The sequence below is a fragment of the Micromonospora sp. NPDC000121 genome (assembly GCF_042899165.1).
In the GTDB taxonomy this organism is placed as follows: Bacteria; Actinomycetota; Actinomycetes; order Mycobacteriales; family Micromonosporaceae; genus Micromonospora.
In genome coordinates this window covers 329,810-354,428 of the sequence record NZ_JBIAZP010000007.1, presented here as the reverse complement: position 1 = coordinate 354,428, position 24,619 = coordinate 329,810, and the positions used below count along the sequence as shown (strand labels likewise).

Below are 24,619 nucleotides of genomic sequence, written 5' to 3'. Positions count from 1 at the left end.
TCGCCGGCAGAGCCCGGCATCGCCCCTGGATCAGCCCCGGCCGCCGGGCGACCGGCCCGGGTCAGCTCACGTTGGCGGGGCCGAGGACGCTCTTCAGGTCGCCCATCAGCGCGGTGGTGGCCGCCACCCGGAACGGGCCGAGCCGCAGCGTGGTGACCTTGCTGCCGTTGAGCAGCTTGACGTGCACCTCGGTGTCGCCCGGGTGCAGCACCAGGGTCTCCTTGAGCCGCTCCACCAGCGGGGGCGTGCACCGGGTCACCGGGATGGTCAGGGTGATCGGCTTGCTCGCCGGGTTGCTGCTGATGTCCGGCATGGACATGTCCATCGCCATGATGCGCGGGGTGTCGTCACGCCGGTCCACCCGCCCCTTGACCACCACGATGGCGTCCTCGGCGATGTACTGCCCGATCACCTCGTAGGTGTTGGGGAAGAAGAGCGTCTCCACGCCACCGGCCAGGTCCTCCAGGGTGGCCGAGGCCCAGGCCCGGCCCTGCTTGGTGACCCGGCGCTGCACCCCGGAGAGGATGCCGGCGAGGGTCACCACCGCCCCGTCCGGGACGGTGCCCTCCTCCGACAGCGCGGCGATCGTGCAGTCGGCCGCCGCGCCGAGGACGTGCTCCAGGCCGAAGAGCGGGTGGTCGGAGACATAGAGGCCGAGCATCTCGCGTTCGAAGGCGAGCTTGTCGCGCTTGTCCCACTCCCCCTCGCCGATCACCGGCATCACGGTGGTGCTGCTGGTGTCCGCGTCGCCGAAGCCGGCGCCGAAGAGGTCGTACTGGCCGACGGCCTCCTTGCGCTTGACGTCGGCGTACGCGTCGATGGCCTCCGCGTGCACCGCGAGCAGCGCCTTGCGGGAGTGCTTGAGCGAGTCGAACGCCCCGGCCTTGATCAGCGATTCGATGGTCTTCTTGTTGCAGACCACCGCGTCGACCTTCGAGAGGAAGTCGTAGAAGTCGGTGTAGTCACCCTTCTCCTCCCGGCAGCGCATGATCGCGGCGACCACGTTCGCCCCGACGTTGCGTACCGCGCCGAGACCGAAGCGGATCTCCTTGCCGACCGGGGTGAACGGCCCGGCGGAGGTGTTCACGTCCGGGGGCAGCACCTGGATGCGCATCCGGCGGCACTCCGAGAGGTAGAGCGCCATCTTGTCCTTGTCGTCGCCGACGGAGGTGAGCAGCGCCGCCATGTACTCGGCCGGGTAGTGCGCCTTCAGGTACGCGGTCCAGTACGACACCAGACCGTACGCCGCCGAGTGCGCCTTGTTGAAGGCGTAGCCGGCGAACGGGACCAGCACGTCCCAGACCTTCTGGATCGCCTCGTCCGAGTAGCCCCGTTCCCGGCAACCGTCCCGGAACGGGATGAACTCCTTGTCGAGGATCTCCTTCTTCTTCTTGCCCATCGCCCGCCGCAGCAGGTCGGCCTGGCCGAGGGTGTAGCCGGCGAGGATCTGCGCGGCGCGCTGCACCTGCTCCTGATACACGATCAGGCCGTAGGTGGGCGCGAGGATCTCCCGTAGCGGCTCCTCCAGCTCCGGATGGATCGGGGTGATCTCCTGGAGGCCGTTCTTGCGCAGCGCGTAGTTGGTGTGCGAGTCCACGCCCATCGGGCCGGGGCGGTACAGGGCGAGGACGGCGGAGATGTCCTCGAAGTTGTCCGGCTTCATCATCCGCAGCAGGGAGCGCATCGGCCCGCCGTCGAGCTGGAACACGCCCAGGGTGTCGCCCCGGGCCAGCAGCTCGTACGCGGCCTTGTCGTCCAGCGGCAACCCGAGCAGATCCAGCTCCTTGCCGTGGTTGAGCTGGATGTTCTTCACCGCGTCGTCGATGATGGTCAGGTTGCGCAGGCCGAGGAAGTCCATCTTCAACAGCCCGAGCGACTCGCACGTCGGGTAGTCGAACTGGGTGATGATGACCCCGTCGGAGTCCCGGCGCATCAGCGGGATGTGGTCGATGATCGGCTCGGCGGACATGATGACGCCGGCGGCGTGCACGCCGGTCTGCCGGATCAGCCCCTCGATGCCCCGGGCGGTGTCGATGACCTTCTTGACGTCCGGCTCGGCCTCGTACATGCCCCGGATCTCGCCGGCCTCGGCGTACCGGGGGTGCTTGGGGTCGAAGATGCCCTCGAGGGGGATGTCCTTGCCCATCACCGCCGGGGGCATCGCCTTGGTGATCCGGTCGCCGACCGCGTACGGGTAGCCGAGCACCCGGGCCGAGTCCTTGATCGCGGCCTTCGCCTTGATGGTGCCGAAGGTGGCGATCTGGGCGACCTTGTCCTCGCCCCACTTGTCGGTGACGTACTTGATGACCTCGCCGCGCCGACGCTCGTCGAAGTCGATGTCGACATCCGGCATCGAGACGCGCTCGGGGTTGAGGAAGCGCTCGAAGATCAGGCCGTGCGGGATCGGGTCGAGGTCGGTGATGCCCAGCGCGTACGCGACGAGGGAGCCGGCGGCCGATCCGCGGCCGGGGCCCACGGCGATGCCCTGGCTCTTGGCCCACTGGATGAAGTCGGCGACCACGAGGAAGTACGACGGGAAGCCCATCTGGATGATGACGCCCAGCTCGTACTCGGCCTGCGTGACGTGGCCCTCGGGGATGCCGCCGGGGTAGCGCCGGGCCAGCCCGGCGAAGGTCTCCTTGCGGAACCAGGACTCCTCGGTCTCCCCCTCCGGGACCGGGAAGCGCGGCATCAGGTTGTGGAACTCGAACATCCCGGCGGGGTCGACCTTCTCGGCCACCAGCAGGGTGTTGCGGCAGCCCTCCAACCAGAGGTCGGAGCTGTCGACGGCGCGCATCTCGTCGGCGGACTTGATGTAGTAGCCGCTGCCGTCGAACCGGAACCGGTTCGGATCGGCGACGTTCGCCGCCGTCTGCACGCAGAGCAGCACGTCGTGCGCCTCGGCCTGGGCCTCGTGGGTGTAGTGCGAGTCGTTGGTCACCACCGGCGGGATGTCCAGCTTGCGGGAGATGTCGTGCAGCTCCTGGCGGACCCGGCGTTCGATGCTGATGCCGTGGTCCATGACCTCCAGGAAGTAGTTCTCCTTGCCGAAGATCTCCTGGTACCTCGCGGCGGCCTTGAGCGCCTCGTCGTACTGGCCCAGGCGCAGCCGGGTCTGCACCTCCCCGGAGGGGCAGCCGGTGGTCGCCATCAACCCCTCGGCGTTCTCGGCGAGCAGCTCCGCGTCCATCCGCGGCCACTTGACGAAGAACCCCTCCGTGTACGACCGGCTGGTCAGCTTGAAGAGGTTGTGCAAACCGGTCTTGTTCCGCGCCCAGATGGTCATGTGCGTGTAGCCGCCACTGCCGGAGACGTCGTCGCTCTTCTGCTCCGGCCGGCCCCACCGCACCCGCTGCTTGTGGAAGCGTGACTCCGGCGCCACGTACGCCTCGATGCCGAGGATCGGCTTGACCCCGGCCGCCATCGCCTGCTTGTAGAAGTCGTTCGCGCCGTGCATGTTGCCGTGGTCGGTCATCGCCACCGCCGGCATGCCCTGCCGCTTGACCTCGGCGAAGAGGTCCTTCAGCCGGGCCGCCCCGTCGAGCATCGAGTACTCCGTGTGCACGTGCAGATGCGCGAACGAATCGCCCATGCGTGGCGCCCCCCGGGTCGGATCATGGGATGGTCGAGGTCGGTCGGCCTACCCTATCGCCGCCGGAAGAGGCCGTTCCAGACGCCGCGCTGGGCGGAGCGGGCGGGGGTGTTGTGGATCTCCCCGGCCGCCGCCCGGGGACGCCCCGACAGTCGGCTGCCGGACTCGGCGGCGGCGCCGGGGCGGCGGCGGCCGTAGCCTGGGCGGACGGTATCCGGCGAGCATTGGACGACCTGATGCCCCTCGCGGACGGTGTCGAGGACCTGGCCGTGTCGGCGTCGCGCGGCGATCCGGCAGCGCTCGACGCGCTGCTGACCGCGGTGCGTCCGGAGGTGCTGCGGCTGTGCGCCCGCCTGCTGCCCCACCGGGAGGACGCCGAGGAGGCGTGCCAGGACGCGCTGCTCGCGCTGGCCCGGGGCATCACGCGGTTCGAGGGCCGGTCGTCGTTCCACACCTGGCTCTACCGGCTGACGGCCAACCGGGCCCGCTCCACGTACCGGGCGCTGCGCCGGCGCTGGCTGGTGGAGGCCGGCGGCGTCCCGCTGCCCGAGCTGCCGGACCCGCGACGGACCAGCGTGGTCGCCGGCACCCGGCTGGACCTGCTCGACGCGCTCGACGCGGTGCGCCCCGAGCTGGCCGAGGCGGTGACCCTGCGGGACGTGCTCGGGCTGGGCTACCGGGAGATCGCCGACCTGCTCGACGTGCCGGAGGGGACCGTCAAGTCGCGGATCCACGAGGCCCGCCGGCAGCTCCGGCACCGGCTGTCCGGGGAGCCCGCCGGCGGCGAGGGGCGACGGTGACGACGGCGGCCCACCGCGGGGGCGGGACGACGGTGACGACGGCGGCCCACCGCGGGGGCGGGACGACGGTGACGACGGCGGCCCACCGCGGGGGCGGGACGGACGCGTCGCGCCGGTCCGGCGGCTTCCGGTTCCCCAGGTCGCGTCTCGCCACGGTCGCGGTGGTCGCCGTGACCGTGGCCCTCTCCGTCGCGGCGTGCGGCCGTGGGGGCGCGCCGGTCTCGCCGTTGCCCGTGCAGCCGCCGGCCGTGGCGACGAGCCAGTCCGCCGGCCTGGCGTCGGCCTCCCCGGCGTCCGCCTCCCCGCCCGCGCCGAGCACCCCCGGCCCGTCCGCCGTCGTCCCGCCGGCCCGACGGCCCCCGCCGGCCCCGCCACCGACGACCGCCGCCGGGCGTACGCCGACCGCGACGCCGTCGCCGAGCGGGCTGCCCGGCGCCTGCCTCGGGGCCGTGCGCTACGACCTGGTGCTGGCGGAGACCGAGCTGGCGCTGCTCACGTCGCTCTGCTTCGCCACCGGTGGGGTGCTGCGGATCATCGGCATCGGCCCCGGCGAGGTGACCGTGGACCGGGAGGACCTCGTCTCCCGCAGCTACGAGGCGGGGGTCGTGGACATCCGGTTCGTCCGCCCCGGCACCGTGGCCGTGCTGATCCCGCAGGGCGGCACGACGCACACGGTCACAGTGGTGGTGCGGTAGCACCGGCGCGAGGGGCGGCCGGGCGTGCGCCCGTCGACGGCCGGCCCCTCGACGTCGGCTGACCAGCCCTTTCCCTAGGCTGGACCGTCATGACAGAGCGGAAGACGATTCTCGTGACCGGTGCGACCGGCAACCAGGGCGGCGCCACGGCACGCCGGCTGCTCCGGGACGGCTGGCAGGTGCGGGCGCTCGTACGCGATCGGACCAAGCCGGCGGCGCGCCTCCTGCACGAGCAGGGTGCCACCCTGGTCGAGGGTGACATGGACGATGCCGACTCGCTCCGCGAGGCGATGCGCGGTGCGCACGGTGTCTTCAGCGTCCAGGCCCTGGCGCAGACGCCGGAAGCCCTCGCGGCCGAGGTCCGGCAGGGAAAGACCGTCGCCGACGTGGCCGGGAACACCGGCGTCGCGCACCTGGTCTACAGCTCGGTGGGCGGTGCGGACCGCCGGACGGGCATCGACCACTTCGAGACCAAGGCCGAGATCGAGCGGCACATCCAGGCGTTGAACCTGCCCGCGACCATCCTGCGCCCGGCGTTCTTCATGAACAACCTGCTCCACTACGCCGACGCCCAGGGAGAACGGGTCCTGAGGCTGCAGGTCGTTCCCGACCGACCGCTCCAGATGATCGCGTCGGACGACGTCGGCCGCATCGCCGCGCACGCCTTCGCGCACCCCGCCGAGCACCTCGGCACGCAGCTCGAGATCGCCGGTGACGAACTCACCTTCACCCGGGTCGCCGAGATCTTCGAGGCGCTCACCGGCACCCCCACCCGCCTGGAGCCGCAACCCGTCGAGCAGCGCATGTACGCGTGGTTCGCCGAGAGCGGATACCAGGCCGACATCGCCGGCCTGCGGAACCGGTTCCCCGGGCTGCTGACGTTCGAGGAGTTCCTGCGGGACCGCCTCGGCCCGGCGGCGTCCGCACCGCACGGCGACCGGGCCGGGAAGCCTGCGGAACGGGGCGGGCCCCAGGGCGGCTAACCCACCGCCACCCCGGCGAGCAGCGTGTCGACGAAGTCGGCCCGGCTGCCGGTTGGGGGCGTGATCTGCACGTAGACCAGCCCGGCGCGGTCGGGCGCGAGCCCGGCGGCCTCGACGACCTCGGGTCGGCCCTGGTCGCAGGTGAACCGGGCCACCACCCAGTCGACCCCCGCCTGCCGGGTACGGCGTACCGGGGCGGCGGCACACGCCGCGTGGGGACGCTCGGCGACGAAACCCGCCGGGGTCGTACGCGCGGCGATGCTGGCCGACAGTCCGACGAAGGCGCCCGGCACGGTCGGGTCGACCGCCCACCGGTGCGGGTCGGGCGACATCACCAGGGCCGGTTCGAGCCGGCCGTCGGGGCCGTACTGGCCGGCCCAGCCGGTGCCGGTGGCCCGCCATCCGGGCGGCAGCTGGACCGTCACCGGCCCGCTCGTCCAGGTCCCGGCGTTCCGTCCGGCGGTCGCGGCGTCGCCCGCCGTGGCCCCGACCGCGACCAGCGCCACGACGCCCAGACCCACGGCCCCGAACCGCCGTCGGCCCGGCCGCCGGTTCCCCACCCGCGTCGGTCCGCCCGCGAAGGACCTTGGGGACGGACCGGCGGCGGACCGGCCAGCCGGGTCGGCGGCGGACCGGCCAGCCGGGGAATCCGGCCGGGTGGGCGCGGTGGCGGCGCGCCGCAGGGCGGCACGGAAGGCGGTGGCGTCCGGGTACCGGTCCTCGGGTCGGGGCGCGGTGGCCCGGCGGAGCACGGCCGTCACCTGCGGCGACACGCCCTCCCGCAGCCGGATCGCCCCACCCGCGTGCGGCTGGCCGCCGGCCACGCGCTCCGCGTCCGCGCCGAGGAGCCGCACACCGAGCCGGCCCAGCCCGTACACGTCGGCGCGGGCGTCGACGACGGCGAGGGGGTCGTTCTGCTCCGGCGCCATGTAGCCGGGGGTGCCGGCCCGGGCGGTGAGACCGGAGGCGGCGGCGAGCTCCTTGGCCAGCCCGAGATCGGCGACCAGCACCCGTTCGCCGTCCGGGCCCGACCGGAACAGGACGTTGCCCGGGGCGAGGTCTCGGTGCACCACGCCGTGGCGGTGCAGGACGGCGACGCCGGCGGCGATCTCGGCCAGCAGATCCAGGGCGGCCGGCGCGGGCACGGGACCGGCGGCCAGCCGGTCGCGGAGGCTGCCGCCGTCGGCCCAGGCCAGGACCGCGTACGGCCGGCCGTCGGCCAGCTCACCGACCGCGTGGACCCGGACCAGCCGCTCGTCGTCGAGCCGCCGCAGCAGGCGGGCCTCGTCGAGGAACCGCTCCCGCACCCGCAGGTCGTGGTGCCAGTTCTCGGCCAGCACCTTGATCGCGACCCGGGAGTCGAGCACCGGGTCGTGACCCAGCCAGACCGTGGCGAACGACCCCACGCCGAGCAGCCGCTCGATCCGGTAGGGCCCGATCCGCGCCGGACTGGTCACCCGCACCACCTTCGCCACCGGCCCGCCGGTCGCTGCTTCGACTCGACAGTAGACGGCGTGCCGGGCCGGCGGCAGCCCTCGGATCCGCGTAACGGCGGAGCGCCGGCCGGACGAGGAGCCCGCGGGTCGGGAACCCGACGAACCGAACCGGCCGGCGGGGTGACCAACAGGGCAAGGACATCCGCACTCCGGAGGAGGAGATCCCCGTGCACCGTCTCTCGTACACCGTCGTCACCGCCCTGCTGGTCACGGCCGGGCTCGTGCCGATCACCGTGGCGGCCCCGGCCGCCGCCGCGCCCCGGCCGGACACCGCCGCCGGACCGCCGACCGACCGCTTCGGCGGTGACCCCGGCGCGGCTTCCGGCGGCGCCGCCCGGCCCGACGCCCGCCCGGCCGCCGACCGGGACGAGGTCCGGGTCATCAGCGTCCGGGGCGCGGGCCCGTTCCGGATCGGGGCCAGCCTGGCGCGCCTGTCGGCGGCCGGCCTCGTCGACTGGGTGGCGCCCGGCTGCGCCGGCGTGGTCCGCGCCGGCGTCACGGGGGCCTGGGCCGGGAAGATCCTGCTGGCCTTCCGGAACGGGCGGCTGGTGGAGGTGGGCACAGCCACCGCGCCGCCCCGCACGCCGGCCGGCGCGGGGGTGGGCATGTCCTTCGCGGAGCTGGAGGAGACCTACGGCCGGCGGGGCTCGCTGATCCGCAACGACGCGGGTGACGCGTCGGCGTACCTGGTGCGTGTCGGATCCCGCGTGGAGCTGTTCACCGGCCACCCGATCCGGCCCGGCGTCGGCTACCTCCAGGTCGGACCGGCGGCCTTCGTCGAGCGCGCGTTCCGGGAGGGCTCCCCCTGCTGAACGGCCGGCACCAACGGCGGCGGGCCCCGAGGGTCCCGCCGCCGTCCATTTGGCTCGGAACACAGTGATGGCGTCGCGCACGATGATGTAGGACTGGACGATAGTGTGTGCCACACAGTATGGTGTGACACATGGTGAGCGATGAGATCCTGCGGACGCACCTCCAGGAGTTGCGTCGGGGCACCGTCGTGGTGGCGAGCCTCGTCGCCCTGCGGCGCCCCGACTACGGCTACGCGCTCCTGCAACGCCTCTCCGACCACGGCTTCCCGGTCGACGCCAACACGCTCTATCCGCTGCTGCGGCGGCTGGAGGAGCAGGGGCTGCTGACCAGCGAGTGGAACACCGAGGAGCGCCGGCCGCGCAAGTTCTACCGGACCAGCGAGGAGGGCGAGTCGGTGCTGGGCCGGCTCCTCGCCGACCTCGCCGCAGTGCAGACCTCCCTGACCGGGCTGATCGAAGGAGCCGACCGATGACTTCCCTGACCGACCGCTACCTCGCCGCGACCCTGCCCTCGGTGCCGGTCGCGCGCCGCGAGGAGATCGCCACCGAGCTGCGGGCCTCGATCGAGGACATGGTCGAGGGCCGCACGACCGGCGGGCAGGACCCCGCCGCCGCCGAACGGGAGGTGCTCACCGAGCTGGGCGACCCGGCGCGGCTCGCCGCCCGCTACTCCGACCGCCGGTTGCAGCTCATCGGGCCGGCCTACTACCTGGCCTGGGAGCGGCTGCTGAAGCTGCTGCTCAGCTTCGTGCCGGCGACGGCCGGCGTGGTCGTCGGCCTGCTCGCGGCCACCGACGGCGTGAACGCCGGCGGAGCCGTCGGAGAGGGCATCGCCACCGCCCTCACGGTGGCCATCCAGATCGCCTTCTGGGTCACCCTGGTCTTCGCGGTGCTGGAGCGCACCAGGGTCCCCCTGCACCTGCCCGAGTGGAACGTCGACCAACTCCCGGAGGGCCCGGTCGACCGGCAGATCACTCTGACCGACACCGCCGTCTCCATCGGCTTCCTGGCGCTGTTCATCGCCTACCTGCCGATGCAGCACTTCCGCTCGTTCGTCCCCGCCGACGGAGACGGCAACCTGCCGGTCCTCGACCCGGCGCTGTGGAGCTTCTGGCTGCCGTTCCTGATCGCCGTACTGGTCGCCACGGTGGGCCTGGAGATCGCCAAGTACCGGGCCGGCCGCTGGACCTGGCCGCTGGTCGCGGCGAACGCGACGCTCGACCTGGCCTTCGCGGTGCCGGTGGTCTGGCTGATGTCGACCGACCGGCTGCTCAACCCCGACCTCGTGGCCCGCTTCGGGTGGCTCGGCGAGGGCGAGAACCTGGACACCGTCGCCACCATCGTGGTCGCCGGCACGGTGCTGATCGTGCTGTGGGACGTCGTCGAGAGCGTGGTCAAGGCGCTGCGCAACGGCCGCTGACCGACCGCGCCACGCGGCCCGGCACGCCCCGACGTGCCGGGCCGTCAGCCGTGACGAGCGGGCCGGAGGGAGTCGGTGGTGGCCGCGGCGGCCGGCTGGCCGGCTGCTCGACCGGACTGACCGCCGCCACCGGGCCCGCGGGCAACGCACGTCGCCGGGGCCGGGCCGGCTCACCCCCGGCCGGGTGCCCGACCGGCGCCGACCGGCGGGATGAGATCCTCACCAGGGTGAACAGCGTGGCGGACGACGACTGGCGGCGGCCGGGGCCCACCCCGGAACAGCGGCGGCTCGACGTCTACATCGGGCTGGCGACGGTCGTCCTGGCGCTGGTCAGCCTCACCCTGGCCCGCAGCACCGGGGCGTTCCTGCTCGGGCCGCCACCGTCCGGCCCGGAGCAGGTCTTCTGGACCGTCGCGGTGACGCTGCCGGTGATCTGGCGGCGCCGGTTCCCCGCCGCCACCCTGCTCGTCGTCTCGGCCGCGTTCATCGCCGCGCAGGCGCGCTCCGCGCCGGAGATGCAGCTCGCCTCGTGGGCCCTGTTCGCGGCCATCTACTCGCTCGGGGCGTGGGGACCGGACCGCCGGCTGGCCCGCCGGCTGCGCATCGGCGTGATCGTCACCATGTTCGCCTGGCTGGGCGTCTACTACGCGGTCACCATCGGCAAGGTTCCCGCGAACGCGTTCGACCAGGCGGTCGGGCCGGTTCCTCCGGTGCTCGCCGTGATGGTCGGCGGAGTGCTGGTCAACGGCATCTTCTTCGGGTTCGCGTACTTCTTCGGGGAGACCGCGTGGCTGGCCGCCCGCCGGCAGCACGAGGTGCAGGCACGGGCCGAGGAGCTGCGCCGCTCGCAGGCCGAGATCCGTGAGCACGCGGTGGTGGGCGAGCGGGTCCGCATCGCCCGGGAGCTGCACGACGTGGTCGCCCACCACGTGTCGGTGATGGGCGTGCAGGCGTCCGCCGCCCGGCGGGTCCTCGACAAGGACCCGGCGAAGGCCCGGACGGCGCTGGGCGCGATCGAGGAGACGGCCCGCACGGCGGTGGACGAGCTGCGCCGGATGCTGGGCGTGCTCCGCGCCCGCGACGAGGGCCCGGACCGCGCGGCCCAGCCGGGGCCCGCCGCGGTCGACCAGGTCACGGCCGTGGTCGACCGGGCCCGCGAGGCCGGCCTGCGGGCCACCCTCGGGGTGTACGGGGACGCGGTGCCGTTGCCGGAGTCGGTCTCCCAGGCCGTGTACCGGGTCGTCCAGGAGGCCGTGACGAACGCGCTCAAGCACGCCGCCGGGGCGACCGCACTCGACGTGCGGATCCGCTACCTGGCGCACGAGGTGGAGGTGGACGTGACCGACGACGGACGGGCCACCCGCCCGGCCAACGCCGACGGGCTGGGCCTGGTCGGGATGCGCGAGCGGGTCGCCACCCACGGCGGGGCGCTGGAGGTCGGCCCGCGGGCCGGCGGCGGCTGGCGGGTGCGGGCCCGGTTCCCGCTGCCCGTCGCGGCGGGGTGTCCGGCGTGAGCGTCGCCCGAGCGGTGTCCGGCGTGAGCGCCGCCGACCACGAGGTGCCCGGCCCGGGCGCCGACCGCGACGTGCCCGACGCCGACCGGCCGGTGCGGGTGCTGCTCGCCGACGACCAGCACCTGGTCCGCACCGGCTTCCGGGTCATCCTCGAGGTGGAGGACGACATCGAGGTCGTCGGGGAGGCCGCCGACGGGGAGCGCGCCGTCGGCATGGCCCGGGCGCTACGCCCGGACGTGGTGCTGATGGACGTGGAGATGCCCGGGGTGGACGGGCTGGAGGCCACCCGGCGGATCACGGCCGAGCAGGACGAGCCGGGCGGGCCGGCCGTGCTGATCCTCACCACCTTCGACCGGGACGACTACCTGTTCGCCGCGCTGCGCGCCGGGGCCAGCGGCTTCCTGCTCAAGAACGGCACCCCGGAGGCGCTGGTCGAGGCGATCCGGGTGCTCGCCCGGGGCGACGGCCTGCTCGCCCCGGAACTCACCCGGCGGGTGATCGCCACCTTCGCCCGCCCCGGCGATCCCGCCGGACCGGGCGGCGTACGGACGCCTCCCGAGGCGGCACTGCGCGACCTGACGCCCCGCGAGCGGGAGGTCCTGGTCCTGGTCGCCGGGGGCGCCAGTAACGCCGAGATCGCCGCGGAGCTGCACCTGGGCGAGGCCACGGTGAAGACGCACGTCAGCCGGGTGCTGGCCAAGCTCGGCCTGCGCGACCGGGTGCAGGCGGTGGTCTTCGCGTACGAGCACGGGGTGGTGCGACCCGGCGGCTGACCGGCCTCCGTCGCGCGGGGGACCCGTCCGCTCAGCCTCCGGGGGGACGGCGGCGGGCAGTCGACGATCTAGCGTGACCGCCGTGACCAGTGTGCTCCGTCTCGACGGCGTCGACCGCAGCTTCGGCGACCGTCGGGCGCTCCAGGACGTGTCCTTCGACGTGGCGGCCGGCCGGATGACCGGCTTCGTCGGCGGCAACGGCGCCGGCAAGACCACCGCCATGCGGATCATCCTCGGGGTGCTCGCCCCGGACGCCGGGGAGGTGAGCTGGCAGGGCGCCCCGGTCACCCGCGAGGTCCGCCGGCGCTTCGGGTACATGCCGGAGGAACGGGGCCTCTACCCGAAGATGAGCGTCCGGGAACAGGTGACCTACCTGGGCCGGCTGCACGGCATGACGGCCGCCGCGGCACGGCGCGGCACGGACGACCTGCTCGAGCGGGTCGGGCTCGCCGAGCGCGGCGACGACCTGCTGGAGACGCTGTCGCTGGGCAACCAGCAGCGCGCGCAGATCGCCGCCGCGCTGGTGCACGACCCGGAGGTGCTGGTGCTCGACGAGCCGTTCTCCGGCCTCGACCCGCTGGCCGTGGACACGGTCGTGGAGGTCCTGCGGGAGCGGGGCGCCGCGGGCGTGCCGGTGCTCTTCTCCAGCCACCAGTTGGACGTCGTGGAGCGGCTCTGCGACGACCTGGTGATCATCGCGGGCGGCGTGATCCGTGCCGCCGGTAGCCGGGAGCAGTTGCGCGCGACGTACACGGTGCCGCGGTTCGAGCTGGTGGTGGAGACCGACGCCGGCTGGCTGCGGGACCAGCCCGGGGTGGCCCTGGTCGACCTGGACGGCGCCCGCGCCGTCTTCGACCTCGCGCCCGGCGCGGACGAGCAGCCGGTGCTGCGCGCGGCGCTGGCCCGCGGCCCGGTGCGCGCGTTCCGCCCGGTCAGCCCGTCCCTCACCGAGATCTTCCGAGAGGTCGCCCAGTGAACACCACGCAGGCCACCCGGCTGGTCGCCGCCCGGGAGATCCGGGTCAAGCTGCGTGACCGCACCTTCCTGATCAGCACCTTGTTCTTCCTGCTGATCGCCGCCGCCGCGACCATCCTGCCGCCGCTGCTCTCCGGCGGCCCGTCGAGCGTGGCGGTGACCGAGGCGGCGGCCGGCCCGCTGCGCGAGGCGGGGCTGGAGGTGCGGGCGGTGACCGACGACCGCGCCGCCGAGCAGGCCGTCCGCGACGGTGACGTGGACGCCGCCGTGGTCTCCGGGCCGGCGGTGCTGGCCATGGACGAGGCTCCCGACGACGTGGTCGCGGCGCTGAGCACGCAACCCCCGGTGCGGTTGCTGGACCCCGACGCGGTGGACCCGGTGGTGGCCTTCCTGGTGCCGTTCGCCTTCGCGTTCGTCTTCTTCGTCACCTCGCAGACCTTCGGCGTGCAGATCGCGCAGAGCATCATCGAGGAGAAGCAGACCCGGATCGTGGAGATCCTGGTGGCCGCGGTGCCGGTCCGGGCGTTGCTGGCCGGCAAGATGATCGCCGGTACCCTGCTGGCCCTCGGGCAGATCGCCCTCGTCGCCCTGGTCGCCGTGGTGGGTGTGCGGTTCGGTGACGGCGGCGGGCTGCTCTCGCTGCTGGCCCCGGCGATCGGCTGGTTCGTGCCGTTCTTCCTGCTCGGCTTCGTGCTGGTGGCGGCGATGTGGGCGGCGGCCGGGGCGCTGGTCAACCGCCAGGAGGACATCGCCGGCGTGTCGATGCCGGTGCAGCTCGCGGTCATGCTGCCGTTCTTCGCGGTGATCTTCCTGAACGACAACGCGACCGCCATGCGGGTGCTGTCCTACCTGCCGTTCTCCGCGCCGACGGCGATGCCGTTGCGGCTGTTCACCGGGGACGCGGCCGGCTGGGAGCCGCTGCTGTCGCTGGCCCTGCTGCTGGTCGCGGCCGCCGCGCTCGTCGCTGCCGGGGCCCGGGTGTACGAGGGTTCGCTGCTGCGCACCAACGGCCGCACCTCGGTCCGCACGGCGTGGCGGTCCCGCGAGACGGTGGGCTGAGCGGTGTCGCGGGGCGCCGGCCGGGCGTACCACGTCCGGGGCTGACGCGGCGGAGCGGCCCGGCACGCCCACCGCGTGCCGGGCCGCCGCGGCCGTCGGTCCGCGCCCCGAAGGGGTCGGGCGGGGCCACCGGGGGCCGGGACGGACGCGCGCCACCGCCGGTGGCCGACGGGGTCAGCCGGCGGTGGCGCGCGGACGGGTCAGTCGGCGGCGTTGCGGAAGACCGGGTAGTAGCCGCCGGACTGGCCGGCCGCGGTCGGGTGGTAGGAGACGCCGAGGTTGAGGTAGTTGAGGGCGTGCAGCCACTTCTCGCCGTAGCTGCACAGCTGGTGCCCGACGAAGGCCGAACGCACGTCGGCGAAGGTGAAGCCGGCCGCGGTGGCCGCGCTGCGGGTGATGTCGTCCACCAGGTTGATGCCCTCGTTGATCTTGGCGCGCGAGGTGGCGCTCAGCCCGACGCAGACGGTGCCGAGCTGGTAGAAGACCGGGTACCCGACGACCACGACCCGGGCGTTCGGGGACCGGGTCTTGATGCCGTTGTAGACGTTGCGCAGCAGGCCGGGGAGCTGGGCGCGGGCCTTGTCCTCGGCAGCCTGCACGGCGGCGACGCACTCGGTGGTGCCCTTGAGCACGCAGGTGGTCATGATGTTGGAGAAGCCGACGTCGTTGCCGCCGACCGTGATGCTGACCAGGCTGGTGGTGGAGCTGAGCGCGGAGAGCTGGGTGTTGATCACGCTGGTCGTGGTGGCGCCGGAGCAGGCGACCGAGCGGTACGAGGCGGGCCTGACGTTGGCGGCGTACAGCGCGGGGTAGGCGTTGGTGCTGCGCTGGCAGGAGCCGCTCTCGCTGGTGTAGCTGCCGGCGCCCACGCCCGAGGCGTAGGAGTCGCCGAGGGCGACGTAGCGGTCGGTGGCGGCGGCCTGGGCGGGGACGCCCAGGGAGAGGCTGGCGCCGAGAGCCGTGGCGAGGCTCAGGGCGAAGGTCAGGAAGCGGGTTCTCCGCACGTCGCACTCCGGGGGTAGAGGGATCGGGTGCGAGATTGATATCACTAAATATTTCCCGGCGAAAGATCCTTGCGGCGATCTTAGGGGTGCCGACAACGGTTTCCGGGTCCGGCACCCCGTACCGCCGCGTCCGCCCACCCCGCGCCTCCGGGGTCGCACGCCCCCGGCGCACCCACCGTCCCCTACGGAACCGGCGGCGGCCGACGGGCGGGAGCGGCCGGCGCGGCGGACGGCGCGAACCCGGAGGGGCCCCGCGTCCGGGCCCGCGATAGCGTCGGCGCGGCGCGGCACCCGCGACCGGCGGGACGGGCGGCCCCTGGGCGCCGGCCATCGACACGGAGGCGCAGCATGGCGGAGATCGGCGGCACCACCCGGCTGTACGCGCTGCTCGGCGACCCGATCGCGCAGGTGCGCGCCCCCGGGCTGCTCAACCCGGTGCTGGCCCGCCGCGGCACCGACGCGGTGCTCGTCCCGGTCCACGTCGCACCGGCCGACCTCACCGCGGTCCTACGCGGCCTGCAACGGACGGGCAACCTGCACGGGATGCTGGTCACCGTGCCGCACAAGGCCGCCGCCCTGGCCCTCGCGGACCGGGCCAGCGACCGCGCCCGCCTGGCCGGCAGCGCCAACGCCCTGCGGCGCGAACCCGACGGCACCTGGACCGCGGACACTTTCGACGGCGACGGATTCGTCCGCGGGCTGGCCTCGGCCGGGCACCACCCCCGGGGCCGCCGGGTGTGCGTGGTGGGCGCCGGCGGGGCGGGCAGCGCCATCGCCGTCGCGCTGCTCGACGCCGGCGTGGCGGAGCTACGGCTGGCCGACACCGACCCGGGCCGGCTGGAGACGCTGCGGCGACGGCTGTCCGCCGCGCACCCGGACCGGGTCACCGCGGCGGCGCGACCGCGACTGGCCGACGCCGACCTCGCGGTCAACGCGACCCCCCTCGGGCTGCGCCCCGACGACCCGCTGCCGTTCCCGGTCGCCGAACTGCCGGCGGACGCCGTGGTCGCCGACATCATCATGACCCCGGCGGAGACGGCCCTGCTGGCGCAGGCCCGCGCGCGCGGCCTGCGGGCGCACCCCGGCGAGCCGATGCTCGCCCACCAGCTCGACTCCTACCTCGCGTTCTTCGGGCTGTGACGGGCAAGGTGGCTTCCTCGGCCATCGTCGTGGTGTCGGCGCCGACCGGCCGGGGCCCCTGCCGCCGCACGGTGAGGTGACCGCCGGCCGGTCGCGGCGCGGCGGTGCCGCGTACTGGCAGGATGGCCCCTGTGGACCTCGACTCCGGCGCCGGGTTGCTGCACCGGCTGACGTCGTACGCGCCGAACCGCGCCTGGGACGTGTCCGTGGACGACCCGCGGGTCCGCCAGGACCTCGTACCGAACGACCCCGCGACCCTGCCGCCACAGCTCAAGGGCTATCCGGACGGCCTGCCCGTCGTCGCCCTGCCGCCCGACCTGCCCGACCCGGGGATCGCCGCGACGGCGGTGCTCGCGGGCGTTGCGGGCGCGGCGCGGCCCCTCGACGCGGCGCAGCTCGGCCGGGTGCTCTTCCTCGGCGCCGGCGTCGTCCGCACCGCCGAGCGTCACGGGCGGCGGTTCCTCTACCGCGCCGCCGGTTCCGCCGGCGCACGGTTCCCGCTGGAGGTCTACGCGAGCACCCGCGGCGTCGCGGGCGTCCCCGACGGCGTGCACTGGTACGACCCGGCACGGCACGCGCTCGTCCAGGTCGCCCCCGCCGCCACCGGAGCGGCCACGACGCTCGTCGTCACGGGCGTGCCGTGGCGGACGGGGTGGCGGTACGCCGAGCGCGGATGGCGGCACCTCTACTGGGACGCCGGGACGCTGCTGTCCCAACTGTCGGCGGCGGCCGCGAGCGCCGGCCTCGCGCCGCGGCTGCGGACGCTGTTCCCGGACGCCACGGTGCGCCGGCTCGTCGGCGCGGACGGGGTGCACGAATATCCACTCGCCCTGCTGTCCCTCGGCGACGGCGAGCCCGCGATCGACCCCGCCGCGACGGCGGTGCCGGGCGAGCTGCCGCCGGTCGAGCTGCCGCTGTGCACGGCGGCGCAGCGCGCGGGCGAGCGGAACGCGCTCGGCGAGCCCTGGCCGGAGGCGCCGCCGCTGCCGGAGTACCCGCCGTCCGACCCGCTCGACGAGGTGGTGCTCCGGCGCGGGTCGCAGCGCCGCATGGACCGGTCCCGGACGCTGCCGCGCGCCCTGCTGGAGTGGCCCCTGGCCGCCGCGCTGCGCGGCGTGCCGGTCCCGCACTGGGTGGCCGTGCACGGGGTCGACGACGTGCCGCCCGGCCTCTACCGGTGGCCCGACCTGGCGACGCCGCTGCGGGCCGCGGACCTGCGCGCCGAGGTGCTGCGGGTCTGCCTGGACCAGTCGCTCGCCGGCGACGCGGCGTACGTCGTCGTCGGGGCCACCCCGCTGTCGGCGCTCGACGACCGCGGCTACCGCGACGCCCAGCTCGCCGCCGGGCTCGTCGAGGGCCGGCTGCACCTCGCGGCGTACGCCCTGGGCGCCGGCGCCTCCGGGATGACCTTCCTCGACTCGGAGGTCCCGGGCCTGCTCGGCGAGCCGGACGACCTCGCGGCGCTGCTGTTCACGTGCGTGGGCGTCCCGGAGTACGCGTCGCGCGCCGGCGGCGGGCCGGGCAGTCCGGTGGAGGTCCGGCCGGTCATGCCCCGCAGCGGCTCGTGACGGCGCAACCGGGGGCGGGCCGGTGGTCAGCGGGCCGGGGGGAGGCTCTCCCAGCCGGCCGGCAGGGCCGGCACCGGCCAGGCCGGGTCCGGCCGCCACGACGCCCACGCCTCGTCCCACCACCGTTCCCCGGCGTCGAGCAGGGCGGCGATCCGGTCGCCCTCGGCGCGGATCGCGTCGGCCATCCCCGGATAGCGCCCCTCCGCCAGGCGCTGGGCGAACATCTCCACGTCCTTCCAGACGTAGCGGTCGGCGTCGGCCGGCCACCAGAGATCCAGCTCGTGGTCGAGGGTGTCCACCCCGATCGGGGTACGCCGGAACGGCTCCTGGAGGTTGAAGTACCACCCCGCGAAGGCGCGCTCCGGGCCGGTCCAGAAGACGTCCACGGAGTGCGCCTCGCCCGGACGGTGCAGCATCAGCTTGCCGTGGCCGCTCCACGCCCGGTGCCCGGCGACCTGCCACGGGTGCCGCCCGCACGGGAACCGCCCGGCCTCGGGGAAGCCGAACTCCGCACCCGTGGGCAGGTAGAGCACGAGCAGGTCGGGCGAGTCCTCGACACAGACGGTCGGGCAGGCGAACCACACCTCGCCGTGCAGGACCTCGCGCCGGACGACCACGTCGCCCGGAGTGAAGCGGTGCGCCTCCCCGATCCGCCTACCGTCTCGCTCCACCCGACCCGGACGATCCACTCCCCCAACGTAGCGGGTGCAGGGGTCAGCGGGGTCGGGTGACCACCGCACGGGCTGCGGGCCGGCGCCCGGCGACCGTGGATCCGGCCACGGCGAAGGGGTTCGGCGTCGCTCCCGTCCAGTGCTGGAGGACCGCCGTGCCGGTCTGCCGCCGCACACCGTCCACCATGGTCGTCCCGCTGCTGACCACGTAGAACCGGCCGTCGCCGAGCGCCTCCAGACCGAAGCTGCCCGGCCCCTCCCAGCCGCGGATCCCGGTGGCCGGATCAGTCAGCCCGGCCGGGGCCAGCGGGACGATCCGCCCGGTCGCGCCGTCCGGCTGGCCGGTGAGCGCACCGGTCTGCGGCGCGACGGTGCCGTCGATCGCGTAGAGCGTCCAGTTCGGGAACTCCGGCTTGCTGCCCCGGTAGACCGCCATCAGCCACCGGCGGGTGTGCCGGTCGTACTCCAGGTTCTGCACGCCGAAGGTGGTGTTCCCGGTCCGGACGAAGACCTTGGTGTACGGCTGCCCGGGTCCGCTCCGGTGCGGCGCGCTCTGGCTGAGTGGGCGGGCGAAGAGGCTCCACCGCCGCACGTCGTAGGCGAGCAGCACCTGGTGGTCGTTGTCGGTACGCGTGGTGTTCGGGTAGATGCCGTAGGCGACCATCAGCACGTTCCGCCCGCCGGAGGTGCCCAGCGCCGGTCCGAACGAGACCCCGTCGATGCCGCTGGCGCCGTACCGGTGGTCGGCGGTCTGCGCGGTGTCGCCGTCGAAGACGCCGTCGCCGTCCAGGTCCGCCGTGAAGTCGTCGACGACCTCCTTCAGGTAGACGGTGGTCATCACCCCGTCCGTCTCGGCGTTCATTCCGATCCGGGTGATCCGGGAGACGTCGAAGATGGCGATGTAGAAGGCCCGCTGCGCCTTGTACTCCAGCGAGCCGTAGACGCGGCCGTCCTCCGGGTTGACGTCCAGGTCGCCGAGGTGGCCGGTCAGGCCGGTCACCGTGCCGACGACCCGACCGCCGAGATCCGTCTTGACCAGGAGGTTCGTGAAGGACCAGTAGACGTGACCGCGGCTCCAGTCGACCGCCACCCCCTGCACGTGGCCCGAGGGCCACGCACCGCCGTACACCGTCGCCGGCATGTTCGGGGGCGCCACCGCCGGGCGCGACGTCCCGACGGCCACGCCCCGGCCCGGAGTCGGCATCGGGCCCGCTGTCGCACCGGGCGGGGCGACGGCGCCGGCCAGGACGGGAATCGCCAGGGCGGCAGCCGCGGCGGCGAGGGTCCTTCGCATGTGTCTCCGTTGCTCAAGAAGATCGAACAGCGGAAGATCCTATGCGAGCTCTGGGAACGCGGGTGTCCGGATGATCCTCCGGAGATTCACGCCCGTCCGGGTCGTTACCGCCCCGGCGGACGGGGCAAGGGCACAACGATCACGACGGAGACGGGATTGATCCTGCCCACCGCACGGTCTCAGCCGTGCCCCCCGGACCTCGCCGGGTTGCTCCACGGCGAGGCCCGGCGGCGGGCGAACGGGGCGTCAGCCGACGGCCGCCATGATCTCGTCGCTGACGTCGAAGTTCGCGTAGACGTTCTGCACGTCGTCGCAGTCCTCCAGGACGTCGATCAGCTTGAAGATCTTGCGCGCGCCATCCTCGTCGAGGGGGACGTTGACGCTCGGGATCAGCGACGACTCGGCCGACTCGTACTCGATGCCGGCGTCCTGGAGCGCGGTGCGTACCGCGATCAGGTCGGTCGGCTCGGAGACCACCTCGAACGCCTCGCCCAGGTCGTTGACCTCCTCGGCGCCGGCGTCGAGGACGGCCATCATCACGTCGTCCTCGGTCGTCCCGGCCTTGGGGACGATCACCACGCCCTTGCGGGAGAACATGTACGACACCGAGCCCGCGTCGGCGAACGAACCGCCGTTGCGGGTCAGCGCGGTGCGCACCTCGGTCGCCGCGCGGTTGCGGTTGTCGGTCAGGCACTCGATGAGCAGCGCCACCCCGTTCGGGCCGTAGCCCTCGTACATGATGGTCTGGTAGTCGGCGCCGCCGGCCTCCAGGCCCGAGCCGCGCTTGACGGCGCGGTCGATGTTGTCGTTCGGGACCGAGTTCTTCTTCGCCTTCTGGATGGCGTCGTAGAGCGTGGGGTTACCGGCGGGATCGCCACCGCCGGTCCGCGCGGCGACCTCGACGTTCTTGATGAGCTTGGCGAACATCTTGCCGCGCTTGGCGTCGATGACCGCCTTCTTGTGCTTGGTCGTCGCCCACTTTGAGTGGCCGGACATCTGTTACCTCCGTTGCTACCCGCCGTCTGCATCGACCGCACCGCACACGCCCCGCTCCCGCCGGCGCACGCGGTGGTGCCGGTCAGCCCTGGTGGAAGCCGTGACGGGCAGATGGCCCTGCCGAATCTCGGCAATCCTACCGACGCCCGGGCCACGACTGTCACGCACGGCGCGTCGCCGGCCCGCCCCGCCCGCCCGGACCGGGACAGACGGAACGAGGGCGCCGGCGCGGTCAGGCCCCGAAGCCGTACGACCCCAGCACGGTGAACCCCGACGTGGACCGCTGTTCGCACCGGTCCTCCAAGCCGGGCCGGTAGCGCTGGAACGACTCCAGCCCCGGCAGCGGCCCCGGCAGCTCGGGTGCCACGGTGATCAGGATCGTCTCCATGTTCATGCCACCCGCTCTGAGCTGCCGCCCGCCGCCACCATGTCGCCGTCGGAGCGCGGCTCGCGCGCCCGGGTGACGATCTCCGTCAGCATCGCCGACAGTGCCTCCGCCCGCTCGGCGGCCGGCGCGATCCGTCCCGGCGCCGTCGGGTCGCCCGGATCCGCCCCGGCAAAGTCGAAGTCGGTGAAAACGGTCAGGGCGACCACGGTGGGCACGACCACCGCCCGCACCTCGGTCAAAATCTGCCGCAGGTGCGCGCCGGCCCGGGTGCCGCCCTGCACGCCGTAGCTGAGCACCCCGGCCGGCTTGCCGTTCCACTCGGCGAACAGGTAGTCGACGGCGTTCTTCAGCGCGGCCGGAACGGAGTGGTTGTACTCCGGCGTCACGAACACGAACGCGTCGCAGGCCCCGACCGCGGCGGACCAGCGACGGGTGTGCGGGTTCCGGTAGTCGCCGAACATCGCCGGCACCGGCTCGTCGAGCAGCGGCAGGGTCCGCTCCGCCAGGTCCAGCACCTCGACGACGGCGGCGCCCGAGCGCACCGCGTCGTGACCCGCCGCCACCTCCCCGGCCCATCCGGCGACCGCCGCGCCGCGCCGGCCGGGACGGGTGCTTCCCACGATCAGGCCGATCCGGACCGGCCCTGCTGTCTGTGCGTTTCCCATGCCGACGAGCCTGCGGCCGATCCGGCCGCGTGGGGAGGCCGCCGCGAGGGTGGCCCCGACGGGGCCACCCATCGTCCACAGGCCGCTGTCAGACTGGCCCGGTGATGGACGGAGAGTTGGGCGCGTTCCTGCGCAGCCGCCGGGAGGCCGTGCAGCCGGCCCAGGTCGGCCTCGCCACCGGCGCCCGGCGGCGCACGCCCGGGCTCCGCCGGGCCGAACTGGCGACGCTCGCCCAGGTCAGCGTCGAGTACCTGACCCGCCTGGAACAGGGCCGTGACACCCGCCCGTCGCCGGAGATCCTCGCCGCGCTGGCCGACGCCCTGCTGCTCGGCGACGCCGATCGCGAGCATCTGCGGCAGCTCGCGGCGGTCAACCACGGTCGCAGTCTGTGCCCCGGCGAGCGGCCGGCGGTGTCCCGCACGGTCCGCCCTACCGTCCGCGCGGTGCTCGACGCGCTGCGGGACTCCCCCGCGTACGTGCTCAACCGGCTCGGCGATGTGCTGGCCTGGAACGATCCCTTCGACCGGCTGGCCCGCCCCCTGGGCCTGCTCGACGGCCACCGCCCCAACCTGGTGTGGTTCGTGCTGACCGACGAGCGCGCCCGCGACCACTTCCCCGACTGGGCGCAGCTGGCCGACCAGCAGGTCGCCGAGCTGCACCGGCTGCGCCAGGGCGACCGGGCCACCGACGACTTCGCCGAACGGCTCGCCCGCACGGTCGGCGCGCCCTTCACGCAGCGGTGGCAGCGGCGGCCGGTGGCGGCGCCCGTCACCGGCGTGCGGGGGCTGCGGCACCCGGAGGTGGGGCTGCTGCGGCTGACCTACGAGACGCTGGAGTTCGCCGACAGCGACCACCAGCGCCTCGTCGTCCACCTGCCCGCCGACGCGGCGACGGCGGCCGGGTTGGACCGGCTGCAGGGCCGGCTGCCCGGGCACCTGCGGTCGGTGGCCGGCTGAGGAGACGGGCTCCTCCGGTCGGCGGAACCCGTCGCCCCGCTCAGCGGGCCGCCCGCACCAGCTCCACGAAGTACGCGTGCACGCGCGCGTCGCCGGTCAGCTCGGGGTGGAACGAGGTGGCCAGCAGGTTGCCCTGCCGGACCGCCACGATCCGCCCGGCGGCCGGACCCTCGGTCACCGTGCCGAGCACCTCCACGCCGTCGCCGACCCGTTCGACCCACGGCGCCCGGATGAACACCGCGTGGAACGGCCCACCCTCGACGCCGGTGATCCCCACCGGCGCCTCGAACGAGTCGACCTGCCGGCCGAACGCGTTGCGCCGCACGGTCATTTCGATGCCGGCGAAGCCGCGCTGGTCTGGCCGGCCGTCGAGGACCTCGGTGGCCAGCATGATCATGCCGGCGCACGAGCCGTAGACCGGCATCCCGCCGGCGATCCGCTTGTCGATCGGCTCGCGCATCTCGAAGATGTCGGCGAGCTTGCTGATCGTGGTGGACTCGCCGCCGGGGATCACGAGGCCGTCGACCGCGTCCAGCTCCTGCGGACGGCGGACCGGCCGGGCGTCCGCGCCCGCCGCGGCGAGGGCGGCGACGTGCTCGCGTACGTCGCCCTGGAGCGCGAGCACACCGATCACGGGTGCGTCGCCCATCTGCCGCTCCTCTCCTCGTTAGGAAGGGCCCCTTCCGCTACCTCAGGCGTCAGGAAGGTGCCCTTCCTTACACCACTCACCAGCCGCGCTCGGCCAGGCGGTGCGGCTGCGGGATGTCGTCGACGTTGATGCCGACCATCGCCTCGCCCAGGCCCCGGGAGACCTTGGCCAGCACGTCCGGGTCGTCGTGGAAGGTGGTGGCCTTGACGATCGCGGCGGCCCGCTGCGCCGGGTTGCCGGACTTGAAGATGCCGGAGCCGACGAACACGCCCTCGGCGCCGAGCTGCATCATCATCGCGGCGTCGGCCGGGGTGGCGATGCCACCGGCGGTGAACAGCACCACGGGCAGCTTGCCGCTCTCGGCGACCTCCTTGACCAGCTCGTACGGCGCCTGGAGTTCCTTGGCGGCCACGTACAGCTCGTCCTCCGGCAGCGAGCCCAGCCGGCGGATCTCCTGGCGGATCTTCCGCATGTGGGTGGTGGCGTTGCTGACGTCACCGGTGCCGGCCTCGCCCTTGGAGCGGATCATGGCCGCGCCCTCGGTGATCCGGCGCAGGGCCTCGCCGAGGTTGGTCGCCCCGCAGACGAAGGGGACGGTGAAGGCCCACTTGTCGATGTGGTTGGCGTAGTCGGCCGGGGTCAGCACCTCGGACTCGTCGACGTAGTCGACGCCGAGCGACTGGAGGATCTGTGCCTCCACGAAGTGGCCGATCCGGGCCTTCGCCATCACCGGGATGGAGACGGCGTTGATGATGCCGTCGATCATGTCCGGGTCGCTCATCCGGGAGACGCCGCCCTGGGCGCGGATGTCGGCGGGCACCCGCTCGAGCGCCATCACGGCGACCGCGCCGGCGTCCTCGGCGATCTTGGCCTGCTCGGCGTTGACCACGTCCATGATCACGCCGCCCTTGAGCATCTCGGCCATGCCGCGCTTGACGCGGGCGGTGCCGGTGACCGGGCTGGCGCTGGCGTTCTGGGCAGTCGTTTCGGGCACGGGTTATCGCTCCTCGACCTGCTCGGGGTGGGGGGTGGCTGCGAAAATGCTACGGCCGGCCCAACGCCCGTCCGACAGCCAATCAGACCCACGGTGGCCTGCACTGTGGCCGTCGTCACCGCCCCGCCGCCGCCCCTCGCCGGGGCGCCCGGCGTCCCGTCCGGGGCGTTCTGAC

The 24,619-nt window shown here is 73.9% G+C and carries 23 protein-coding genes; 13 read left to right on the top strand and 10 right to left on the bottom strand.

The genetic code is table 11. From position 1 onward, the window contains the following. Nucleotides 1-61 precede the first annotated feature (61 nt). A complete protein-coding gene (gene dnaE / locus ACFY23_RS21870) occupies nt 62-3,592 on the bottom strand; it encodes a DNA polymerase III subunit alpha (RefSeq protein ID WP_350819751.1) in 3,531 nt (1,176 codons plus the stop codon). Nucleotides 3,593-3,828: 236 nt separating this feature from the next. Here dnaE and ACFY23_RS21865 point away from each other — a divergent pair, with 236 nt between their 5' ends. The 3 genes from ACFY23_RS21865 (at nt 3,829) to ACFY23_RS21855 (ending at nt 6,070) form a co-directional block, all read left to right on the top strand. Beyond that, nucleotides 3,829-4,392, top strand: a complete 564-nt coding sequence (locus ACFY23_RS21865; protein WP_350685490.1) for an RNA polymerase sigma factor — start codon at nt 3,829-3,831, stop codon at nt 4,390-4,392. Between the two features lie 170 nt (nt 4,393-4,562). Continuing rightward, on the top strand, nt 4,563-5,087 hold the full coding sequence (locus ACFY23_RS21860) for a hypothetical protein (protein ID WP_350819750.1): 525 nt from the start codon (nt 4,563-4,565) through the stop codon (nt 5,085-5,087). An 89-nt stretch (nt 5,088-5,176) separates the two neighbouring features. Continuing rightward, nucleotides 5,177-6,070 (top strand): NmrA/HSCARG family protein, encoded by an 894-nt coding sequence (locus tag ACFY23_RS21855; protein WP_350685493.1) that lies wholly within the window; start codon nt 5,177-5,179, stop codon nt 6,068-6,070. Here ACFY23_RS21855 and ACFY23_RS21850 read toward each other — a convergent pair. After that, entirely contained in the window at nt 6,067-7,527 is a 1,461-nt protein-coding gene (locus tag ACFY23_RS21850) for a serine/threonine-protein kinase (RefSeq protein ID WP_350819749.1), read from the bottom strand. The two genes, ACFY23_RS21855 and ACFY23_RS21850, sit on opposite strands and share 4 nt — an antisense overlap. A gap of 206 nt (nt 7,528-7,733) precedes the next feature. Here ACFY23_RS21850 and ACFY23_RS21845 point away from each other — a divergent pair, with 206 nt between their 5' ends. The 7 genes from ACFY23_RS21845 to ACFY23_RS21815 all read left to right on the top strand — a co-directional run bounded on the left by ACFY23_RS21845 (nt 7,734) and on the right by ACFY23_RS21815 (nt 14,119). Continuing rightward, nucleotides 7,734-8,378 (top strand): hypothetical protein, encoded by a 645-nt coding sequence (locus tag ACFY23_RS21845; RefSeq protein ID WP_350686589.1) that lies wholly within the window; start codon nt 7,734-7,736, stop codon nt 8,376-8,378. A 131-nt stretch (nt 8,379-8,509) separates the two neighbouring features. After that, nucleotides 8,510-8,851 (top strand): PadR family transcriptional regulator, encoded by a 342-nt coding sequence (locus tag ACFY23_RS21840; protein WP_350686587.1) that lies wholly within the window; start codon nt 8,510-8,512, stop codon nt 8,849-8,851. Then, nucleotides 8,848-9,798 carry a permease prefix domain 1-containing protein gene (locus ACFY23_RS21835; RefSeq protein WP_350686586.1) on the top strand — a complete coding sequence of 317 codons (951 nt, stop codon included), beginning with the start codon at nt 8,848-8,850 and terminating at the stop codon, nt 9,796-9,798. Before ACFY23_RS21840 ends, ACFY23_RS21835 begins: the two co-directional genes overlap by 4 nt. 227 nt (nt 9,799-10,025) lie before the next feature. Continuing rightward, nucleotides 10,026-11,312: a sensor histidine kinase gene (locus ACFY23_RS21830; RefSeq protein ID WP_350686584.1), complete on the top strand. Its 1,287-nt coding sequence runs from the start codon at nt 10,026-10,028 to the stop codon at nt 11,310-11,312. Nucleotides 11,313-11,383: 71 nt separating this feature from the next. Continuing rightward, nucleotides 11,384-12,085 carry a response regulator transcription factor gene (locus ACFY23_RS21825; RefSeq protein ID WP_350686591.1) on the top strand — a complete coding sequence of 234 codons (702 nt, stop codon included), beginning with the start codon at nt 11,384-11,386 and terminating at the stop codon, nt 12,083-12,085. 82 nt (nt 12,086-12,167) lie between these two features. Further along, on the top strand, nt 12,168-13,061 hold the full coding sequence (locus ACFY23_RS21820; RefSeq protein WP_350686582.1) for an ATP-binding cassette domain-containing protein: 894 nt from the start codon (nt 12,168-12,170) through the stop codon (nt 13,059-13,061). Continuing rightward, nucleotides 13,058-14,119, top strand: coding sequence for an ABC transporter permease (locus ACFY23_RS21815; protein WP_350686580.1), 1,062 nt, complete (start codon nt 13,058-13,060; stop codon nt 14,117-14,119). The genes ACFY23_RS21820 and ACFY23_RS21815 overlap by 4 nt, the downstream gene beginning before the upstream one ends. A 200-nt stretch (nt 14,120-14,319) precedes the next feature. Here ACFY23_RS21815 and ACFY23_RS21810 read toward each other — a convergent pair whose 3' ends face one another. Further along, nucleotides 14,320-15,123: an SGNH/GDSL hydrolase family protein gene (locus tag ACFY23_RS21810; RefSeq protein ID WP_350682019.1), complete on the bottom strand. Its 804-nt coding sequence runs from the start codon at nt 15,121-15,123 to the stop codon at nt 14,320-14,322. A gap of 348 nt (nt 15,124-15,471) precedes the next feature. Between ACFY23_RS21810 and ACFY23_RS21805 the strand changes: the two genes are divergently transcribed. Both ACFY23_RS21805 and ACFY23_RS21800 read left to right on the top strand, forming a co-directional pair. Beyond that, a complete protein-coding gene (locus ACFY23_RS21805; RefSeq protein ID WP_350682021.1) occupies nt 15,472-16,263 on the top strand; it encodes a shikimate dehydrogenase in 792 nt (263 codons plus the stop codon). A 131-nt stretch (nt 16,264-16,394) separates the two neighbouring features. Then, nucleotides 16,395-17,831, top strand: a complete 1,437-nt coding sequence (locus ACFY23_RS21800; RefSeq protein ID WP_350682023.1) for a nitroreductase family protein — start codon at nt 16,395-16,397, stop codon at nt 17,829-17,831. Between the two features lie 26 nt (nt 17,832-17,857). Here ACFY23_RS21800 and ACFY23_RS21795 read toward each other — a convergent pair whose 3' ends face one another. The 5 genes from ACFY23_RS21795 to ACFY23_RS21775 form a co-directional block, all read right to left on the bottom strand. Further along, a complete protein-coding gene (locus ACFY23_RS21795) occupies nt 17,858-18,520 on the bottom strand; it encodes a DUF402 domain-containing protein (RefSeq protein ID WP_350682025.1) in 663 nt (220 codons plus the stop codon). A gap of 25 nt (nt 18,521-18,545) precedes the next feature. Then, entirely contained in the window at nt 18,546-19,796 is a 1,251-nt protein-coding gene (locus ACFY23_RS21790; RefSeq protein WP_350682027.1) for a hypothetical protein, read from the bottom strand. Nucleotides 19,797-20,042: 246 nt separating this feature from the next. Beyond that, entirely contained in the window at nt 20,043-20,792 is a 750-nt protein-coding gene (locus ACFY23_RS21785; RefSeq protein WP_350682029.1) for a YebC/PmpR family DNA-binding transcriptional regulator, read from the bottom strand. Between the two features lie 232 nt (nt 20,793-21,024). After that, nucleotides 21,025-21,186, bottom strand: coding sequence for a hypothetical protein (locus tag ACFY23_RS21780; RefSeq protein ID WP_350682031.1), 162 nt, complete (start codon nt 21,184-21,186; stop codon nt 21,025-21,027). After that, nucleotides 21,183-21,845: an NAD(P)H-dependent oxidoreductase gene (locus ACFY23_RS21775; protein ID WP_350682033.1), complete on the bottom strand. Its 663-nt coding sequence runs from the start codon at nt 21,843-21,845 to the stop codon at nt 21,183-21,185. The genes ACFY23_RS21780 and ACFY23_RS21775 overlap by 4 nt, the downstream gene beginning before the upstream one ends. A 104-nt stretch (nt 21,846-21,949) precedes the next feature. Here ACFY23_RS21775 and ACFY23_RS21770 point away from each other — a divergent pair, with 104 nt between their 5' ends. Then, nucleotides 21,950-22,801, top strand: coding sequence for a helix-turn-helix transcriptional regulator (locus ACFY23_RS21770; protein ID WP_350682076.1), 852 nt, complete (start codon nt 21,950-21,952; stop codon nt 22,799-22,801). A 40-nt stretch (nt 22,802-22,841) separates the two neighbouring features. Here ACFY23_RS21770 and pdxT read toward each other — a convergent pair whose 3' ends face one another. Further along, nucleotides 22,842-23,450, bottom strand: a complete 609-nt coding sequence (gene pdxT / locus ACFY23_RS21765) for a pyridoxal 5'-phosphate synthase glutaminase subunit PdxT (protein WP_350682035.1) — start codon at nt 23,448-23,450, stop codon at nt 22,842-22,844. Nucleotides 23,451-23,526: 76 nt separating this feature from the next. Continuing rightward, on the bottom strand, nt 23,527-24,444 hold the full coding sequence (gene pdxS, locus ACFY23_RS21760) for a pyridoxal 5'-phosphate synthase lyase subunit PdxS (RefSeq protein WP_350682037.1): 918 nt from the start codon (nt 24,442-24,444) through the stop codon (nt 23,527-23,529). Nucleotides 24,445-24,619 lie beyond the last annotated feature (175 nt).